Genomic DNA, 19,073 nt, shown 5'->3' on the forward strand with positions numbered 1-19,073 from the left:
CGAGGAGCCGGACGCGGCCGCCGAGGAGCTCCCGCGCAGACAGGAACAGGCCGTTTCCTGACCCCCGGCGCACGGCACACACCCCGTCATGCCAACTCCTGTACGAAGCCCACCCCTTCCGGGCGTCTTACGGGAGTGGCCGTTCGGCGCACGGCGAACGCTCAGTACGGTCGGGTCAACTCTGTCGGAGCGGCTCCGGTTCGTCGGCCCGGCCGACTTGCTGGTTCAGGACCCGCAGCGCGTCGGACGAGGCCGGGTCGTTCGCGGTGTAGACCTCGACCCGGTGGTCGGGACTGTCGGGCTGGAGCCACACCTGGTAGTCCACGTTCACGGCGCCGACGGTGGGGTGCTGCAGGTGCATGGAGCCGACGGTGCAGTCGGCGACGTCGCCGGTGGCCCACATCGTCGCGAAGTCGTCGCTGTGCATGGTGAGTTCTCCGATCAGGCCTGCGAGCCGTGCGTCGGTCGGGTACCGGCCCGCGGTGAGCCGCAGATAGGCGACGTGGACGCGGGCCAGCTCGTGCCAGTTGCGGTACATGGCCCGGGTGTGGGGGTCGAGGAAGAACAGGCGGGGAATCGACGGACGCTGCTCCGGGTCGCGTGGCGCCTCGTAGGAGATGTGCTCGGCGAAGAGTGCGTGCCCGGTGCGGTTCCAGGCGAGCACGTCCCCGCGCCTGCCGAGGACGAGCGCGGGGAGGGTCTCGCCGAGGGACTTCAGGAGCGTGAGGACACGCGCGTGCGGTTCCTCGGAAGGCGGTTGGCTCAGGCCGGGCTTCGCGGAGTGTCGGGCGAGGTTGTGCAGGTGGGCGGTCTCCACCTGGTCGAGCCTGAGCACGCGGGCCAGCGCGTCCAGCACCTGCTCGGATGCCGTGTCGGCCTGGCCCTGCTCCAGGCGCGTGTAATATCCCGCGCTCACTCCGGCGAGCTGGGCGAGTTCCTCACGCCTGAGGCCGGGAACGCGGCGGGAGGTGCCGTAGGTGCGCAGGCCGATCTCGGCCGGGGTGACCCGGTCGCGGCGGCTCTTCAGGAACGTTCCGAGGCTCTCCATGCGTTCGAGCTTAAGTCGCGCACCAATCCCGTGGGTGTACCTGTCGGGTGTACCCACAGCACGGGGATGGTTGCGCCACTCACGGTGCCGGACTGTCGAGGGCATGACTCGACAGCATGCACACACCTCACCCGGCCTGCGGGCCTGGCTCGGACTCGTGGTGATCCTCTGGCCGGTCCTGCTGGTCTCGATGGACGGTTCGATCCTGTTCCTGGCGATGCCGAGCATCACCGAGGCCATCTCTCCCACCGCCGACCAGGCGTTGTGGATGCTGGACATCTATGGCTTCGCCGTCGGTTCCCTGCTGGTCGCCTTCGGTAGCATCGGTGACCGCTACGGTCGCCTGAAGCTGCTGATGATCGGTGCGGCCGTGTTCGGTGTCGGATCCACCGGGGCGGCGTTCGCGCCGACCCCGGAGCTTCTCATCGCCTGCCGGGCCCTCATGGGCGTGGCAGGCGCGACCCTGTTGCCCTCGGCGCTCGCGGTGCTCAGCGAACTGTTCCCCGACCCGAAGCAGCGTGCCCGGGCGATCGGAGTCTTCGCCGCCGCGTTCGCGGCCGGGTTCGCCATCGGTCCGGTCGTCGGAGGCGCGCTGCTCGGACAGTTCTGGTGGGGCTCGGTCTTCCTGGTCAACCTGCCCGTCATCGCCGTCTTCCTGGTGCTCGCGCCGGCCCTGCTGCGCGAGGTCCGGGCGACTCGGACCGGCCGCGTCGATCTGCTCAGCGTCGTGGCCTCCGCCGGGGGCCTGCTGCTCACGATCTACGGCATCAAGCACCTGGCCGCAGACGGCTTTATGGTCCTGCCGGCCGTGACCGGGCTGCTCGGCCTTGCGATCCTGACGTTCTTCGCGCTCCGCCAGCGGCATCTCGAGCACCCGCTGATCGACTTCTCCCTGTTCCGTGACCGCACCTTCACGATCGCGATCATCACCGGGCTGCTGCCGCTGGCGGCATGGTCGGCGGCGGCCTACCTGTCCGGCATCTACCTTCAATCCGTCCTGGACCTGAGCGTCCTGCACGCGGCACTGCTCGCGCTCCCCGGAGCGGCGGTCCTCACCCTCACCTGCATCTTCACCCCCGCCTTCGTCGACCGTATCGGCAAGAGAAGCGCGCTCATCATCTGCCACTTCACCATCGCCGGCGGCCTGCTTCTGCTCCTGCCCACCACCATCACCGGTGGCATCGGCTGGTACGTCGCCTCGACCATGATCGCTGGAGTCGGCTACGGCATCTCCTTCAGCGTGGTCGCCGACACCGCCGTCGGCGCAGTCCCCGCGGAGCGTGCGGGTTCGGCCGGCGCGATCGCGGAGACCAGCAACGAGATCGGCAACGCCCTCGGCATCGCGATCCTCGGGTCGCTCGCCGCCCTGATCTTCCGCCTCCAGGGGCCGGACCTCGCTCCCACCCTGGACGAGACGCGCCACCTGCCCCTCCTCCTGCCTGCGGCGCTTGAGGATGCGAAGAGCGCCTTTGTCACCGGCCTGCACGCCGCCGTCGTGGTGGCCGCTCTGCTGCATGCCGCGCTCGGGGCCGCCGCCCTGCGTTGGCTCTCCAAGCCGACGGCCGACGACCCCGGTGGAAACAGCTCCGACGAGCCCGAGCAGCAGCAACTGGCGGGTATGGCCTGAACCGGCTGGTGCAGTCCTCCCTGCGGATGCGCCCGCCTCACCTCAACCGGAGTGGCGGGCGGATCCGAGCCCGCGAACGCCTGGAGGACTTGTCCGGCGATCTCTGAGCCGTCGCCTGCCTACGCACAGCGGGTAACGTGGACGACGGCACACGGATGGTCGTTCGGCCGGGGTGGCGGCTGTACCCGTGGTGCGGTTGCTGACTTCGACGCGCCAGGGGCCAGACTGTCAAGCCGGGTAGGGCCCTACCTCTCGGATCAGACCGCTACCCGGGTAGGCAAGGCATCCGTCCTCCCATAGGCGAGCACCTGAGCGAGTATTTCCCGGAACCGTGCCACATCCTGCGCCGGTGCCTCAATGACAGCTTCGATTTCGCTGTCCTCCAGCCGAAGGCTCTCCATTGCCTCGGGGTCCAGCACGACACGGAGGACATTGCCCTCCATGACGGCTTCGCGCACGCAGCCATAGGCCGTCCCCTGCCCGGCTGTGACCAGGCAATGGGTGTCCATCCCCAGGGCGACCTCTTGGTCATCGGGATCTTCCTCGCCTGACATGAACGACAGGATGAAGCCGGTGCCGTCCTCGGTCTCCGAGAGGCCGGCTTCGGTGAAGTAGCCGTCGGGATCGACCTCAACTCCGGCGACGCGGGCGGTAAATCGGAACGTCATGAAGAGGTTCTATCAAGGCGCTCGGACAGGGACTGGGGGCGGATGCCTAGATGCCGTCGTAGGAACCAGCGGCTGGGGCGGTTTGGAAGGGGGCGCGGATCGTGGCCCTCAGGACGTTGACGCGTCGGCGAGCGGGGGCGGTGACGGCTTGCTTGGGATCGCTGGCCAACCTGGCCCGGACCATCCAGCGCCCCGGGGTCTTCGCCGAAGCCGTGGGCAGCGTCTACCTGATGGGCGGCTCCTTCGGCCCGGAGGCCAAGCCCGAGCCCAACATCCTCAGCGAGGTCACTGCCGCCCGCATCGAGGCCGAGGGCTCCTCGTGGTCGCCAGTGGCCTGGAGACCACGACCCGCTTCCAGGTAGAGAGCCTTGCATCGAAGCCATCCGCCTCGCCGGTCTCTACGGCGCTGCGCTCGCCCTGGAGGGGGCCGTAGCTGTACCACTCCGCACGACCCGATCACCGCTCTTTCGAAGCTCCGTCCGGTTATTACGCCTTCGAACGCGGACGTGTCACGGTCGAGAACCAGTCCGTCTCGTCACCCACGCCGACCTGCCGGCCGCGGCCGAGGAGATCGTCGCCCGCATCGTCCGCGCCGGAAGCGAAACCTGAGGCGCGGACGGGGTCGGCAAGCCACCCCGCACGGACCGCTTCTCCCGGAGCCCGGGACGACAGCGTCACGCTCAAGCTGTGCGTGCCGGGCGGTCTCGGCGATCAGTACCTCGACAAAGGGCTTGATCTGGCTGCGGATTGGGCGCACCACGCCACGTCCCGTGAGCGGCCTCTTGCGCAGGTCAGGGTGGCGGGTCTGCGCAAGAGGACGCTCGCGGCGGGCACAGGCGGCGCTGCTGCCGTCTGTACCCGGGTGTCATCCGGCCGTCGTACGCTCCTTGGTCGGCGTCCGGCGCGTTGTAGGGGCGTCCAGGTGGAGGACGACGGTGGTGTAGAAGCGGTGCACGGCGTCGTCGACGCTGCGGATGAAACCGGTCTCGGCGTTGCCGCGGCCGCTCCCCATGCTCTTGAGCAGAGACAGACGGAACCCGGTGATCTTGGCGTTGTTGTCCTTGGGGAGCAGATCCGCCGGCTCGGGGCGCAGCCGCTCCAGGGTTCCGCGAGGGCCTGCGGCTTCGCTGTCGACGAGGGTTTCGACGTGCAGGTCCGCCGGTGCCTCGGCCAGGCGGCGGATGAGTCGCTTGGCCCAGCTCAGGGGGTAGCCCTGTTCGGGGGCCGGGATGTCGATGCCTGTGCGCAGCTTGCCGGTGCGGAGATCGGCGCTGACGGTCAGGACGCCGGGGGTGCCGTCGATGCGCAGGTCCGCTTGGAGCCGCCCATGAAGGCAGAGCTGGTCGGCGAGGCGGTTTCGGCGCTCTTTGGGGTCCGTTCCGCGCTTGGCGCGCTGGACGGGCAAGACCTTCTGCCCGAGTTCGCCGCCGAGCCTCAGACAGACCTGGCGGATGAGCCGCTCCCAGTTCTCGACCACTTCCAGTGCCCGGGCGTCTCCCTGGCACAGGGTTTCGTCGTCGATCCCGTTGCGCACGGGGACCCACGCGGGCCCCATGTTCTGGAAGCCGTGGCAGCCTGAATTCTCGTGCTGCAGGTAGTGGAGCAGTTCCTGTAGAAGCCAGGCGTGCGCGGCGTTGCTCACGCCCTCATGCCTGATCAGCATCTGCGCCTGGTGAGCGACTTCGGCCCACGACAGGTGCCAGAGGGCGACCTTGTGCTTGCGCCGCTTGTCGATCTTGACGTCTACGAGCGGGCTGCCTTCCAGCGCGACGTCGTTCGTCAGCGTAATCACGGCCTCGTAACCGCGGCGCGCGGCGATGTCCATGTACGCCTGCACCTGGTCGACCTTGAGCGCGTTGCCATTGGTCTTCGTCTCGACCAGCGCGGTCCACAGCTTGCCGGCCCGCTCCACCCGGATCACCCCGTCCGGGCGCCGTGGAGTGTCCCCATGAGGCAGAGAGACCTCTGTGAACGTCTCCATGCGACCCGCCGGGGCCCCGAACCCCGCCGTGAGCCTTCTGCTGAACTCCGGCACCTGCGCCATCACCGACAGCAGTACCGAGGTGGCGCGCATCTCACGGTCCCGGTCGCTCTTGAGCACCGAGACCGGGAAGAGCCTGGCCGACTTCCAGGAGTCGTTCTCCGCCAGGGTCTTCTTGACCGTCTTGGGAAGGGTGACCTTCTTCTTGGCGGTGCGAGGACGGGCGGCCGGCTTCCTCGGCTCGCGGGTTCCGTCCTCGGGTCGGCGAGGGGCGGGGACGGCCTCCAGCGGCGCCTGCCTGTCGGGCTTCTCGGCAAGGGTCTCGGTCGGCGCCAGAGCCGTCGCATCCGCCTGCTCGTCGGCCTCTGTACCGTCGAGCGTCGCTTCGGATTGCCCAGCCGCGTCGTCCTCAATGTCGACCCCGAAGTCCGTGGCCAGCCCCGCAAGCCCTGTTTCGTAGCCTTGCCCGACGGCACGGAACTTCCATCCCTCACCCCGCCGGTACAGCTCACCGAAGATGACTGCCGTCACGGAGTCGACGTTGTCGACGGCGAACCGCAGGAGGCCCTCGCCGGCCGCGTCTGCCAGCGTGATCCTCACGTCGTCCAGCTCACCGAATCGGGCCTCGCCGTATCTGCTCGCGGCGACGACGATCCGGTCGATCCCGGACGGCACGGCGGTGAGGTCGAAACTGATGCGGTCCTCACTTCCGTCCGCCGTCGGCGTCTTGCCCAGAAGCTGCACGCTCCCGTCGTCGGCGACCGGATGGTTGTAGAAGTAGAAGTCGCCGTCGCTGCGTACCTTGCCGTTCGCGTCCAGCAGCAGGACCGACACATCCGCGTCGCCCTCACCGGTAGGGCTGGCCCAGCCCAGACTGACGATCACTGAACTGACGTCGTCACTCAGGTCCGCCAGGGCCACGTTCGAACCCATGATCATTTCTTGCACAAAGCCCCCAGAACCCGGCGCACCTTGGGCATGCGAAAAATTCCAGCCCATCTGTCTCTTGCGCGAAACAGGTGACGAGTCGCGCGGGAAAACTGTAGTACGCACCGAGCGCAACCGTGGATGTTTCGTGAAGCCGGAGGTGTCACAGCGTTGTCCGGCGCAGAACCGTGTAGGTGGCCGACCGGTACCGCACTATGGCTGCAAGCCCGTCGGCGGGGAGGAGTGGCCTTGGGGCCACGGTGCGCGTCGGTGAGGCGAACCCGTAGGGCTGACCCTGGATTCGAAGGCATGTCAACGCGTCCTGACCGTTCGGAGTCGACGGCAGTGGCGCCGACGCGAAATACGGTGCGGAGAGGCAGGCCGGTCATCGTTGCTGAAGTGACCTCCTCCATCGTGACCTGGCGCTCTCGCCGGTAGATGGCGTACGACAGCGCGTCTCTCGCCGTGTGAGCGCCTTGATCCTGTTGGCGTGACCTTCGATGCCGCCGAGTTTCACAGTGACGTAGGACAGGTGATGACCGGATCGAGGTGGCGTCCGTGGCTGTGGGGCTCTGGGGTGGCCCGGCTGAGGTTGGGCGGGTCGGCGGGGGCTCGTGGCGGATTCGATTCACTCCGGCGGTCGCTCGCCCCGCGGATCGGTGATCATGCAGGCGAAGAATAGGGAGGGCAACCGTAGGAGCGCTGAAGATCGCGCCAGACGCCACCGTCACGGAGGCGGACTTGCCCCAGGCCGATGGCTGTTCGGGGACCGTTCTCTCCCTCGTACCAGCACGGTAGGTGTAATCTACCGGCGACCTTCGGTAATCGATCGCTGGAGTACACACCCGTACCGGTGACGAGCACGGCGAGTCGGCCGTCGCCGGGGAGGAGGGGCATGCTTCCCGAGGCGTTGATCGTGCTGGCCGCGTCGGCCGGCACTGCGGTGGTGCAGGCTGCCGGCACGGATGCCTGGGACGTAGTTCGCCGCCGCGTGGCGGCGTGGTTCGGACGGGGCGACGAGGAGGGCGACGCCCTGGCCCAACTGGACCGCACCGCGCGGGTCCTGGGCGCCTCGGATGACCCGACAGGGGCACTGGCCAGGCAGGAGGGCACCTGGCAGACCCGGTTCGAAGCTCACTTGGAGCGCCTCGACGAGCAGGACCGGGAGCGGGCTGCGGCGGCGCTGCGAACGCTTCTGGAGGAGGTCCGGCAGGCACTCACCGAACGTGGCAACACATGGCACCAGACGAACATCGCCCGTGACCAGGGACAGGTGTTCGCGGCGCAGGGCGGCTCTGTCCACGTCACGAGAGTCGACGATCCCGGTGAGGGAGCGGTTGGCGAACGGTGACGCAGGAGCCCTCGGCTTCCCGGCACGTAACGCAGATTGTGCGTGCCGAGAACGGCTTCGCCTACGGTGCTAACGGCGCGGATATCCACGTCTACGTCGATGGCCAGCCGGTCTATGTCCTCTACGAGTGGCGGTCTCGCCTTGGGACAGGACCGCTGCCGGAGGAGGGCTCGCCCAGTTACGCTCTCCGCGCTGAGAGCGGGGTCGTTCCGTTCACTGGCCGCGAGGCCGAACTGGCGCGGTTGCGGCAGTGGCGGGACGGTGGCGGCACCGCGGCGGCGGTGTGCTGGCTGCACGGACCGGGAGGGCAGGGCAAGTCCCGGCTGGCCGCTGCTTTTGCCGACGAGTGCGCCGCCGCCGGCTGGAAGGTGTCCACCGCACTGCACGGCGGCACTCTGCTGCCCGAACCCGGCAGCCAGGACCTCCGCCCCGGCGACGCCCCCGGCGTACTGTTGATCGTCGACTACGCGGACCGCTGGCCCGTCACCCATCTGCACTGGCTATTGAGCAACGCGATGCTCGCGCGCCCGGACAAGCGGACACGTGTGCTACTGATCGGTCGGAGCCTCGATTCCTGGCCGGCCATCCGCGCCGAGGCACGGAAACGCGGCCCGGTCTTCGACATGGAACTGGAACCGTTGCCGCCTGAAGGGCAGCACCGCATCCGCATGTTCCAGGCCGCGCGCGACGCATATGCCCGGCTGCGCGGCCACCACTGCCCCGACCTGATCGGCCTGCCGGCGTCGTTGGACGGCCCTGACTTCGGACTCACCCTCGCTGTGCACATGGCCGCCTTGGTCGGTGTAGACGCCGCCCTGCGGGGCGTCACGCCGCCCGAGACGATGGTGGGCCTCACCGTCTACCTCTTGGACCGGGAGCACAGCTACTGGGCACTGCGGTACGGACAGGGCACCGACGGCCGGGTCTCGGCGCGCGGACCGACGGCAATCCCGCCAGAGCGGATGAAACAGGCGGTCTTCCTGGCTTGCCTCGTCGGTGTCCGACCGATATGGGACGCGCAGCCGCTGCTTACGCGAATTTACCCCGGCCTCGAGGCCCGGACTGTGCTCGACGACCACGCCCGGTGCTACCCGCCGCCGCTACACGGGCTGGCGCTGCAACCGCTCTACCCCGACCGGCTGGCCGAGGACTTCGTGGCCCTCACCCTGCCCGGCCACAAGGAGGCTTATCCCAAACCGGACTGGGCTGAGCAGGCCGTGGTCCGGCTGCTGGCCCGCAATCCGGACGGCACGGTCCCAGTTTCGGCGGCCAGCACCGTGACGCTCCTCGCGGCGGCCGGGGAGCGCTGGCCCCACGTAGGCCGTCGGCACCTCTTCCCACCACTGCTGCGCGACCCCGGACTCGCTGTCGCCGCCGGATCACCGGCGCTGGTCTCCCTGGCCACCGACGACGCCGCCGCTTCCGGGGTGCTGGACGCCCTCAGAACGTGCCTCCCGGAGGGAGCGCATCCGGAACTCGACGTTGGCATGGCCGCGACCACCTTCCGGTGGGTTCACCACCAGCCGGCCGAGGGTCCGCGCCGGGCGGCTCTCTTGATCGAGGCGGCACGACGGCTGGGGAACGCCGGTGACTACGAGAGGACGCTCGCTCTGCTGGCCGAACTCCAGTCCCTGGCGCGCCAGCACCCCGAGCACCGGCAACTGCTGGTGTCGGCCCTGCTGCTCCAGGCCAACGCGCTGGCGCAGGGCGAGGGCCGCAGACAGGAGGCATACGGACACACCCGCGAGGCGCTGGCACTGCTCGCGGAACTCGAGAACATCGACGACAACGCACTGAGGATCGCCGAAACCGCACTGCTCAACGCGGCAGTGCACGCGCTGAAGGCCACCGGGGATGCCTTGTATGCCGACGAGCTGCTGACGCGCCTCATCGACCTGTTGGGCCCGCCCGCTCCCGGCGCCCCCGCGGAGGCGGAACATGCCATCGCCCTGGCCCAGGCACTCGGGTATCGGGCGGAGGCGCGGCGGCTGCTGGCCCGGGGCGCCGAAGCACGGGAAGACGCTGCGCGCGCTGTCCCGCTCGCCCGCGGGTTCGCCCTCGCCAACCCCGCTCAGGGCAGCTCCTTCCTCGCCGACATCCTCTACCACCAAGCGCTGCTCCTTGCGGACGTGGGACGATATGAGGAAGCCGTACTGGCCAGCGAGGAAGCGACCGGGGTCTTCCGGCGACTCGCCAGCTTTAACCCCGCCGTTTACGGGCGCAGGCTGAGCGCATGTCTGTCGGATGCGGGATTGCTGTTGGACAGGGCGGGGCGCAGCGAGGAGGGCCTGCGTGCGAGCGAGGAGGCCGTCTCCCTGGCTCGCCGCCTCGCCGGCTCGAACATTTTGGCCGACCAGGAAGCGCTGGCGTCCGCGCTAATGAACCTGGGCGCGCGGCTATCCGTTCGTCTCCGGGACGACGAGGCCGTGGAGACGACCCGGGAGGCACTGCGGCTGTGGACGGCGCTGTGGGAGACGGACCCTGCCGCCCACGCCGTGCCACGTGCCGATTGTCTGGCCAACCTCCGCAACCAGCTCATGCGCGCCAGACGTGCCCGGGAGGCGTGCGCCGTGGCAACAGAGACGACGGCGGCGTACGCCCGTCTCACTGCCCGGCATCCGCATCTGTACAACGCACTGGACACAGCCCTCCTGGTCCAAGCACGACTCCTGGAGGACACCGGCAGACAGACAGAGAGCGCCGCCCTGTTGCGCCGTAACGGACTGGTCCCGCCGCCTCGCTACGAGGCCATCGCTACCTGGTACGACGGCATCCCACCCGACGGGGCCGAACTGGAACCAGGCACACCGTCGGCCGACTGGGCACCGGGGGACGACGGGGAAATTCGATTGCTCGAGGCCCTGCGCGCCCACAACGACCTGCTGTGGGCCAAACTCATCTCCAGCACTCAGCTCCTGCTGCCGACGCTGTCGCTGCGCTCACTGCTCCGCGGAGCGTTCACCAACCGCCCCCCGGCTTGGCCGTACCGCAGGCCGTTGCCTGACACGGCAGAGTGCCAGGTGGTGTTCACCTCGACGGCGACCATGCGGATCATGCTGGGCGACGAATGGCGCCATCAAACCACGGACATCGACGGCATCCGCCGCCACAATCGCGGCGGCCTGCTGCTCTACATCGACCCCGGCACGCCACTGGGCGTCACCCTGACACTCGACGAGTTCCGCTGCATTCACGATGCGGAAAGGTACCGGACGCGGGCGCGCTAGGTTCCGTCTCTTTGGTCAGCGTCGGGTCCAGATGGGGATGCCCGCGAGGTGGAGTGCGGCCTGGTAGACGGTCGTCAGCTTGTCGGTCCGGGTGGTCGGGCCGCGCCACTGCTTGAGGCGGTTGATGCACCGCTCGACGGTGTTCCGCTGCTTGCAGGCCTCGCTGTCGAGGCCGGGTGGACGGCGACCGTCGAGACGGTGATGTCCCGCCTCCGCGTGCCCCGACCCGGGCCGGGCGGACCCCGGACCCGGCCCTGGCCAGTCGGCCTTTCCGTAGTCGGTGGCCGACCTGGTGAACCTGGGGTGGAAACCGGCCGCCGCGGTGCACGGCTGGGCCCCGCCCGGGCTGCTGGAGCTTCGTTTTGCTCGCTCTGGCGAACGACCCCTTCCTGCGGGAGGCCGTCGGCGCGGACCGGGCCTCCCGGGTCACGGCCGTGTCCGTCGACAAGTACGACGAGCACGCCGACCTCGACGGGGTCGCCTAAGTGCTCGTATGCCCAGACCACGAGCAACCCCTGCCGGACCCGGTGTCCGGCCGACCTCGACCACCGGCGAAGTACATATGGTGCGGAGAATCACCCTTCAGCCCCTCGTCAGGGTGCGGGCGGGGTCCGCCAAAGCGACGGACCCCGTCCGCACCGTCAGGAAGGCTGTCCGCGCTGACGGGCCATCCTCACTCCGCACAGGACGGAGCGCCTGGGCCGTGGCGCCGCTGTAGGACCGCCGCTGCCCCCTCACGGCCGGTCGAATCGCGAACTGCCGCATGGTGAGGTTCGTGCGGTAGGGCACGCCCACCAGCAGCACCCGCTTGGCCAGCGGAAGCCGCCGCGGACGAGCCCACCCACACCCCCGCCACCGCGCTCCCGCACTGCCTTCAGCAGCCGACCGAACTGTCCACCCACACTCGTCCGGCCCTCAACAGCTCAGGCGTTCATGGGAGATGCCCAGGTCAGGGCCTTCTGCAACACCCTTCAGGGCAGATAGTCGCTCGCCCGGTTGCCGAGGACGTTCAGAAGAGCCAGGGTCTCTGCGCCAGGGGATCCCTGCGGTGCGCTGTAGAGCACGAGGTGCTGGTCGCGGTCGGTGAGGGTGAGGATGTCGCAGTCGACGGTGACGTCGCCGACGACCGGGTGGCGGAAGGTCTTGGTGAGCGTCGGTACGGGCTGTACGTCGTGGCGGTCCCAGAGCCGGGCGAACTCGGGGCTGGTGTCGCGGAGCTCGTCGACGAGGCCGGTTACCGCGGGATCGGTGGGGTAGCGGGCGAGGGCGGTGTGGAGTTGCATCACGACGCTCGCCCGGAAGTCGGCGGCGTCGGAGATCCCGTACAGCGTCTCCTCGGCGTACTGCGGTCCGGGGAAGGCCCGGCGGGCGAGGTTGCGCTCATGGGAGGTGAGCGGGGCGAAGTCTTCCATGAGGGCGGCCGCGAGGTCGTTCCAGGCGAGGACCTCGCACGCGGCGGACATGACGAAGCCGGCTGTTTGCGGCATTCGTTCGAGAAGCGCGAGGATGCTGGGGCGGACGTCGCGCCGGTGCAGTCCGGTGCGGTTCGGCGCGGTGCCGGCGAGGACGTGGAGGTGGTCGGACTCGGCGTCGGTGAGCCGCAGGGCGCCGGTAATCGCGGCCAGGACGTCGCCTGAGGGGCGTGGCGCCCTGCCTTGTTCGAGGCGGATGTAGTACTCGGTGGAGATGTGCGCGAGGACGGCCACTTCCTCGCGGCGCAGCCCTGGGGTGCGGCGCCGCGGGCCGACGGGGAGACCTACGTCCTGGGGGCGGAGCCGCTCACGGCGGCTCCTCAGGAATACCCCGAGCTCCTGTTTGTCCATACGGCCAGTGTGCGCGCCACCTGGCGGCGGACCGTAGTACTGGTTGTGCCTGTATCCGGGCGGCGGCCGACTGGACGCTGTTGCCATGACGAACAACATGAACACCACGAACAACACGAACACCACTGAGATCGCACCCGTCGGCCTGCTCACTGGCAAGGTCGTCTTCATCACTGGCGCCAGCCGCGGCATCGGGGCGGCCGCGGCCCGGCTCTTCGCCTCCGAGGGCGCCGCCGTCGTGCTCGCCGCCCGCAGCACCGACGCCCTGGAGACCATCGTGAAGGAGATCCGCGCCGTCGGCGGTAGCGCCGACGCCGTCCCCCTGGACCTCGCCGACAGCGCGAGCATCCGCGCCGCCGTCGACCAGGTCGAAAAGCTGCACGGACGGCTGGATGGCGCCTTCAACAACGGCGCCGTCCCCCAGCAGCAGTTCGGCCCGGTCCACACCACCAGCGACGAGGACATCGACGAGCAGTTCGCCGTGAACTTCCGCGCGCACTGGACCGCCATGAACGCCGAGGCCGCTCTCATGCGGAAGAACGGCGGCGGGGCGATCGTCAACACCTCCAGCATCGGCAGCCGCCGCGCGAACCCGGCCCTGCCCGCCTACGGTGCCATGAAGCGCGCGCTCAACAGCCTCACCGAGACCGCCGCGGTGAACTGGGCCGGTGACCCGTATCCGGGGCAACGGCATCACCCCCGGGGGCACCGCCACGGAGATGATCGACACCTGGGAGGCGGCGACCCCCGGCATCGTCGAGCAGATGACCAAGTCGATCCCGCTCGGTCGGATGGGCGAGCCCCGGCAGATCGCCGAGGCGGCCGCATGGCTGCTCAGCGACCGCGCCTCGTACGTGACCGGCGCGATCCTGCCGGTCGACGGCGGCGCCGGCGCCTGAGCAAGACAGCCCGATGCCACCCGCCGAGGCTCAACCCTCACGGCACCGAGCCGTCACTCCGTATGGACCGCCCAGCAACCTCATCGGGCTCCGCGACGCGCAGACCTGCGGGCCCCTGAGCGACGTACGGGGCACCGCAGTGCTGTCACCGCCAGCTGCGGACGCCATGCGCATGCTGGACTACTCCAAGGCGGCGTTCCCAGCAACTCGTTGAGGACCGAGAGCAGCTCGGTCGCCACGGTACCGAGCTTGTGGCAGTCACGCACGCGATCCGCGGGGACGGGGCCGGTCGCTGTGATTCCACATTTGCGCAGACGGCCCCGCGGGGCTCGTTCCGGTCGATCGCACGACGCGCGGCCCCTGGCCGTCGACACGGCGCTGCCCCTCTGCGGCAGGGATGGTGCCACCGCGACGCGGGCGGACTCGGTGAACGCCCTTACGTCGAGGGTCAGGCGCGTTGAGGTACAGCGGCACGCGCTGGGCGTCGCGTCCTGCCGCACCGCGGCCCCGCTTCCGTGGAACTGTGGTCGGGAGCGGGGTCGCCGGTTCTGGTCGTCTCGCGTGAGGGGACGCAGCAGGTTGCTACGAGGGGATGTTCCACTTCTGGGTGTTCAGGCCATTGCAGTCATAGATCTGCAGCTTGGTGCCGTTGGCGGTGCCGCCGGAGGTGATGTCCAGGCAGCGACCGGACTGCGGGTTGCGCAACGAGCCGTCGGACTGATGCCGCCATTGCTGGCCACCGGAACCGTTGCAGTCCCACAGCTGCACCTTGGTGAAGTTGCCCGTGCCGTTGCCGTCGATGTCCAGGCATCGGCCGAAGGCCCGCAGGGTGCCGTCAGGGGCGACCGACCAGCGCTGGCCCGTGGCCGTGCTGCAGTCCCACAGCTGTGCGGCGCGGCCGTTGCCGCTGGTGTTGGTGTCGACGTCGAGGCACTTGCCCGCCACCCACGGGGTGGTCACCTGTCCCACCGGGCCGCCGAGGCTGCCGGTGTTGAAGCGGACCTGGCACTGATTGCCGATGCCGACCCAAATGGCGGTCAGGTACAGGAAGTCGGTGCCGCCGGCCCGCGGCACGATCGGTGAGCTGTAGCCGGGGCAGGAGGGCTCGCCGGGGTTGTAGCCGCCGGTCGGGTCCGTCTTGACCGGGGCCTCGATCTCGGTCCACTCGCCGGTGCCGAGGTCGGTGTTGGCGAACACCACCGTGCCGGACTCGGACATGATCGCCTTGTTGCCGGTGGGGCCGGTGACGACGCGCTGACCGGAGATCAGCAGTGTGCCGTTGGGGCCGCCGCCCGGCTGCCAGGCCAGGTACGGGGTGTGCAGCAGTTGCCGTCCGTCGCTGGTCTGCACGAGGGTGCCGCGTGAGTCGCTGGGAGCCCAGTTGAGGCCGTCGTTGCTGGTCTTGACGTACACCTCGCAGGCGTGGTCCGCGTCCGTGGCGTCCCGGCACAGCTCGTAGGACATCATGAACCGGCCGTTGGGCAGGGGCACGATGATCGACATGCCCGGCCGGGCGAGGTTGTCGGCGGGGAAGGCGACGTCCTGGGTGAGTGTCGAACTCCAGGTGCGGCCACCGTCGGCAGAGGTGTAGTGGCCGATGACCTGGTTGTTGGTCGCCGTGTTGGCGGGGCGCTCGTCAGAGATGAAGCAGGCCAGGGTGTTGTTCGGGGCGAGCAGGAACCACGGCTCCCAGATGCCGTGGCCGATGGTGTTGGGCAGTCCGCTGGTCTGGGTGCAGTTGGACAGGTACTGCCAGCTCTGACCGTGGTCGGTGCTCTTGAAGACCTCGATCTTCTGGGCGGTGTAGTCGCCCGCCTTCCAGGCGGTGCCGGCGGCGAGCAGGTCTCCGGCGTTCAGCCCGCCCGCGGTGCGCGGGACTTCGTAGAGGACGGGAGCCTCCAGGTCCCAGCCGGAGGTGTGTGAGGTGATGGTCGAGATGGGGGTGGAGGACCAGCTCTGACCGCCGTTGGTGCTGCGGTAGACGGGCAGCGAGCTGGGTGCGCCCTGGTTGCGCCGGGCGAAGGTGGCCAGCATGGTCTGGCCCGAGGACCCGTCGTGGTCGAGGCGGACCGCTCGGGGGTAGCTGTTGTCGCCCTGCGGGTAGGTGGTCAGGTCCGGGGAGGCGAGGACCTGACCGGCGGGCGCCGCCGAAGATGACGGGGCCCACAGGGCCATCAGAGCCGCGAGTAGCGTCAGGACGCCGAGCACGGCCGTTGATCTCGGTGATCTGCGTATGACCTGGGTGGTGCGCACGGTACGACTCCTTTGCGGGTGGAGACCGGGTGGAGACCGGGTGGTGCACTGGTCGGTTGTGGGCGGGCGGTGGGTCGGTGGTGCATGGGCCGGGGCGGGTCGCGGCACCCATGGGTTCCGCGACCCGCCGGGAGCGAGAGACGCGGCGGACGCCTCCCGGCGCGGGCCGCTCCGTCGGCCGCCGCGTTGTTCCGGGTCAGTCCGCGGCGCGGGCCCGGTCGTCGTCCCCGATGTGCCGTGCGGTGCGGGTGTCCACGTCGAGCGCGGTCCGTGCCACGACCGTTCCGGCGGTCGTCACCAATGCCAGGTGCAACCGTCCGCTGGTCCAGCCGTCGGGCAGCGCGGCGGACACGGTGACCGGCTCACCGAGCACATAGGGCTTGGCCTCGGCGCGGCCCGAGGGCACGGGGTCGCCCGGGGACGCGGGCGTGGGTCCGTACACGGGTGTCCACGTGGTGTGCAGGGTGCCCGCGACGGGTTCCGTGCCGTGATGGGAAACCCGCACCGGCACGGTGAACTCCCGCGCGGAGGCGAGCAGGTCACGGCCCGGTGCGACCGGGATGACGTCCAGCACGAGCGTGGTGGGCGCGTTGACGTGGGCCGGGTCGACACCCGCGAGATCCTTCGTCCCGCGGTGGAAGTCCAGCAGCCCGGCACTCTCGTGCTCGATGTCGTACAGCTCCGTGTAGACGTAACCGGCGAGCCGGTCGTGGCGGCGCAGCTCCTGGGTCTGCCAGCGCAGGAGCCAGGCGCGCTCCAGGCCGGTGAAACCGCCGCCGTACTCGCTGTTGAGGTTCGGCAGGCCCCGCAACGGCTGTCCCGGGACGGCGAGTCGCTTGTGCACGACCCAGTCGGGGCCCAGCTTGACGGGGAAGTCGTCGCGTGCGCCGGACAGCAGGTCGGCGACGGTGTCGGCCCATTGTGCGGCGCTCTCGTCGTAGTGATGCCAGTCCAGCAGGTCCGTCTTGACGTGTGTCCAGCCGGAGTTGTCGACAGCGGGCCGGGTGGGGTCGAGGGCCTTGAGCCGGTCGTACGCGTCGCGCACCGCCTGCTGCTTGGCCGGGTCGCCGGGGACGTCCCAGTCCAGGCCCCATTCCTCGTTGTACAGGCCCCAGATGACGATGGCGGGGGAGTTGCCGTCGCGTCCCACCATCGGTTCGATCTGCTCGGCGAAGCGGGCGGTGGACTCGGCCGAGAAACGGCCCGGTGAGGCGGGTTCGGCCCACAGCAGGATGCCGAGGGTGTCGGCGTGGTGGATGTAGCGGGGGTCCTCCAGCTTCAGGTGCTTGCGGACGAGGTTGTAGCCGGCCTGTGCGGCGAGTTCCAGGTCGCGGCGCAGCGCGGCGTCGTCGGGTGCGGTGATCCCGGTCTCGGGCCAGTAGCCCTGGTCCAGAACGCCGCGGACGAACAACCGGCGACCGTTCAGGTACAGGTCCTCGCCGTCCACAGTGATCGAGCGCAGTCCGGTGTAGCCGGTGACGCGGTCGATGCCGTCGGCGGTGGTCAGTTCGGCGTCGACGTAGTACAGGTGCGGATCATCGGGGGTCCACGACCGGGGCTCCGACAGCGGCAGTCGGGCACTGGCCCGGCCGTCCGCGCCGACGTCCACGGTGACGGGGGTGTCCTCGCCGCGCACTCGCAGGGTCAGCCTCGCGCCGTCGGCGCCCGGGCCCCGCACGGTGGCGTCGACGGCGATGCCGTCCAGATCCGCTGCCGGGCGCAGCCGCAGTGCGGCGAGATGGGTGGCCGGGCGTGCGGTGAGCCACACGCTCTGCCAGATTCCGGAGGAGGGGGTGAAGCAGACGCCGTCGTAGTCGTCGCGGGGCATGCTGCGCTGCTTGCCGTGGACGAGGTCGAGCTTGTCGGCCGGGGCGTGGACCCGGACGACGATCCGCTGCTCGCCGTCGCTGAGGGCGTCCGTGACGTCGGCTTCGAAGGGGGTGTAGCCGCCTTCGTGGTGGGCGACCTGCGTGCCGTTCACCCAGACGGTGGCCTCGTGGTGGACGGCGCCGAAGTGCAGGACGACACGCTGCCCCTGCCAGGCGGGCGGCACGGTGAACGCGCGGCGGTACCAGGCGGTTTGCAGCCAGTGCGCGGCGATGCCGGAGGCGGGGGTCTCCCAGGCGAACGGCACCGTGATCTGCTGGTCGTAGCCGTCGGGGCCGGCCGCGGTGTGCCGGGCGGCGGCGTCGGCACGGAAGTCCCAGGTGCCGTTGAGGCTGAGCCAGGCGTGCGAGCGGTCGAAGTGCGGCTGGGGGTACTCCGGGCGGGGGGTGGGCATGGGTGTGGGTGCTCCGATCTTCAGCTTGCGGGGTGGTTCGGTCCTCGACCCGCACTACGGGAGGGGGCGGCGGTATCGGATCGCGGGGGATGCTGCCGGCTGCGGGAGCCGGCCTGGTGCGGGGTCAGCCCTTGACGCTGCCTGCGAGGATTCCGTTGATGAAGTGGCGTTGCAGCAGGACGAACAGCAGCAGGACGGGCAGCAACGCCAGGCTGCCCGCGGCGAGCAGTTCGCCCCAGACGGTGCTGAAGTCGGCGCCGATGCGGTTCCCCGTGACGTTCTGGGCCAGGGTGGACAGGACGACCTGGAGAGTCTGGTGGCTTTCGTCGTTGACGGCGACGACGGGCCAGACGAAGTCGTTGTAGATGTTCATGACGGTCAGTACACCGAGTGCGGCGATGCCCGGCCGGATGACCGGCACCACGATGCGGGCGAAGATCCTCAGCTCGCCCGCCCCGTCCACTCGTCCCGCGTCGAGGAGCTCGTCCGGCACGGCGGCGATGGTCTGCCGCATCCAGAAGATGCTGAAGGCGTCGATGCTGCCGGGCAAGATGAGGGCCTGGTAGGTGTTGACCCAGCCGAGCTGGCTCATCTGCAGCAGCAACGGGATGATCAGCACGAGCGTCGGCAGCATCAGGGTGAGCATGAGGATGCCGAACAGCAGGTTCCGGCCGGGGAAGCGGTACTTGGCGAAGGCATACCCGGCCAGCGGGCACAGGCACATGGTCAGCGTGCCCTTGACCGCGACCACCAGCAGCGTGTTGAGGAACCCGGTGCCCAGGGGCACGTCGTCGAGCATCGCCCGGTAGTTGTCGAGGGTGAGCGAGCCGGGGGAGAACGACAGCGGGCTACGGACGATGTCGTTCGCCGGCTTCAGGGAGGAGCTGATCGCCCACCAGATGGGGTAGACGAACAGCACGGCCAGGCCCGCGAGGACGACGTACTGCCAAGGGCTCGGTCTGGTCTGGGAGTAGCTCTTGTGTCTCAT

At 69.5% G+C, this 19,073-nt stretch carries 12 protein-coding genes and 3 pseudogenes; 6 read left to right on the plus strand and 9 right to left on the minus strand.

The window, feature by feature from the left end:
* Positions 1 to 175: 175 nt before the first annotated feature.
* On the minus strand, positions 176 to 1,048 hold the full coding sequence (locus tag ACFZP7_RS33785) for a helix-turn-helix transcriptional regulator (RefSeq protein ID WP_385638028.1): 873 nt from the start codon (positions 1,046 to 1,048) through the stop codon (positions 176 to 178).
* Between the two features lie 103 nt (positions 1,049 to 1,151).
* On the opposite strand from ACFZP7_RS33785, the gene ACFZP7_RS33790 reads away from it, so the two are divergent.
* The gene (locus ACFZP7_RS33790) at positions 1,152 to 2,675 is read left to right on the plus strand and encodes an MFS transporter (RefSeq protein ID WP_385638031.1); all 1,524 of its coding nucleotides are present in this window, start codon (positions 1,152 to 1,154) and stop codon (positions 2,673 to 2,675) included.
* A 257-nt stretch (positions 2,676 to 2,932) separates the two neighbouring features.
* On the opposite strand, the gene ACFZP7_RS33795 is transcribed toward ACFZP7_RS33790, so the two are convergent.
* A complete protein-coding gene (locus ACFZP7_RS33795; RefSeq protein WP_192339510.1) occupies positions 2,933 to 3,343 on the minus strand; it encodes an Imm10 family immunity protein in 411 nt (136 codons plus the stop codon).
* Between the two features lie 152 nt (positions 3,344 to 3,495).
* Between ACFZP7_RS33795 and ACFZP7_RS33800 the strand changes: the two genes are divergently transcribed.
* On the plus strand, positions 3,496 to 3,705 hold the full coding sequence (locus ACFZP7_RS33800) for a hypothetical protein (RefSeq protein ID WP_385638034.1): 210 nt from the start codon (positions 3,496 to 3,498) through the stop codon (positions 3,703 to 3,705).
* Positions 3,706 to 4,208: 503 nt separating this feature from the next.
* Here the strand turns inward: ACFZP7_RS33800 and ACFZP7_RS33805 are convergent.
* On the minus strand, positions 4,209 to 6,263 hold the full coding sequence (locus ACFZP7_RS33805; protein ID WP_385638036.1) for a TerD family protein: 2,055 nt from the start codon (positions 6,261 to 6,263) through the stop codon (positions 4,209 to 4,211).
* An 883-nt stretch (positions 6,264 to 7,146) separates the two neighbouring features.
* Here ACFZP7_RS33805 and ACFZP7_RS33810 point away from each other — a divergent pair.
* The gene (locus ACFZP7_RS33810) at positions 7,147 to 7,602 is read left to right on the plus strand and encodes a hypothetical protein (protein WP_019330825.1); all 456 of its coding nucleotides are present in this window, start codon (positions 7,147 to 7,149) and stop codon (positions 7,600 to 7,602) included.
* A complete protein-coding gene (locus ACFZP7_RS33815; protein WP_385638039.1) occupies positions 7,599 to 10,829 on the plus strand; it encodes a hypothetical protein in 3,231 nt (1,076 codons plus the stop codon). Before ACFZP7_RS33810 ends, ACFZP7_RS33815 begins: the two co-directional genes overlap by 4 nt.
* 15 nt (positions 10,830 to 10,844) lie before the next feature.
* Here the strand turns inward: ACFZP7_RS33815 and ACFZP7_RS33820 are convergent.
* A pseudogene (locus ACFZP7_RS33820) lies at positions 10,845 to 11,018 on the minus strand (IS5/IS1182 family transposase); the annotation flags it as partial.
* A gap of 173 nt (positions 11,019 to 11,191) precedes the next feature.
* On the opposite strand from ACFZP7_RS33820, the gene ACFZP7_RS33825 reads away from it, so the two are divergent.
* Positions 11,192 to 11,314: a hypothetical protein gene (locus tag ACFZP7_RS33825; RefSeq protein ID WP_385638042.1), complete on the plus strand. Its 123-nt coding sequence runs from the start codon at positions 11,192 to 11,194 to the stop codon at positions 11,312 to 11,314.
* A 253-nt stretch (positions 11,315 to 11,567) separates the two neighbouring features.
* On the opposite strand, the pseudogene ACFZP7_RS33830 reads toward ACFZP7_RS33825, so the two are convergent.
* Positions 11,568 to 11,731: pseudogene (locus ACFZP7_RS33830) on the minus strand (IS5/IS1182 family transposase); the annotation flags it as partial.
* A 69-nt stretch (positions 11,732 to 11,800) separates the two neighbouring features.
* On the minus strand, positions 11,801 to 12,652 hold the full coding sequence (locus ACFZP7_RS33835; protein ID WP_385638044.1) for a helix-turn-helix transcriptional regulator: 852 nt from the start codon (positions 12,650 to 12,652) through the stop codon (positions 11,801 to 11,803).
* A 97-nt stretch (positions 12,653 to 12,749) separates the two neighbouring features.
* Between ACFZP7_RS33835 and ACFZP7_RS33840 the strand changes: the two are divergent.
* Positions 12,750 to 13,551 (plus strand): annotated as a pseudogene (locus ACFZP7_RS33840) (SDR family NAD(P)-dependent oxidoreductase).
* Positions 13,552 to 14,133: 582 nt separating this feature from the next.
* Here the strand turns inward: ACFZP7_RS33840 and ACFZP7_RS33845 are convergent.
* From ACFZP7_RS33845 to ACFZP7_RS33855, 3 genes are all read right to left on the minus strand, one after another.
* The gene (locus ACFZP7_RS33845) at positions 14,134 to 15,726 is read right to left on the minus strand and encodes a ricin-type beta-trefoil lectin domain protein (protein WP_385638573.1); all 1,593 of its coding nucleotides are present in this window, start codon (positions 15,724 to 15,726) and stop codon (positions 14,134 to 14,136) included.
* Positions 15,727 to 16,000: 274 nt separating this feature from the next.
* Positions 16,001 to 18,085, minus strand: a complete 2,085-nt coding sequence (locus tag ACFZP7_RS33850; RefSeq protein ID WP_385638047.1) for a glycoside hydrolase family 2 protein — start codon at positions 18,083 to 18,085, stop codon at positions 16,001 to 16,003.
* A 124-nt stretch (positions 18,086 to 18,209) separates the two neighbouring features.
* On the minus strand, positions 18,210 to 19,073 hold the full coding sequence (locus ACFZP7_RS33855) for a carbohydrate ABC transporter permease (RefSeq protein WP_019330901.1): 864 nt from the start codon (positions 19,071 to 19,073) through the stop codon (positions 18,210 to 18,212).

It is taken from the genome of Streptomyces sp. SudanB5_2050, from assembly GCF_964272335.1.
Lineage (GTDB): Bacteria > Actinomycetota > Actinomycetes > Streptomycetales > Streptomycetaceae > Streptomyces > Streptomyces rochei.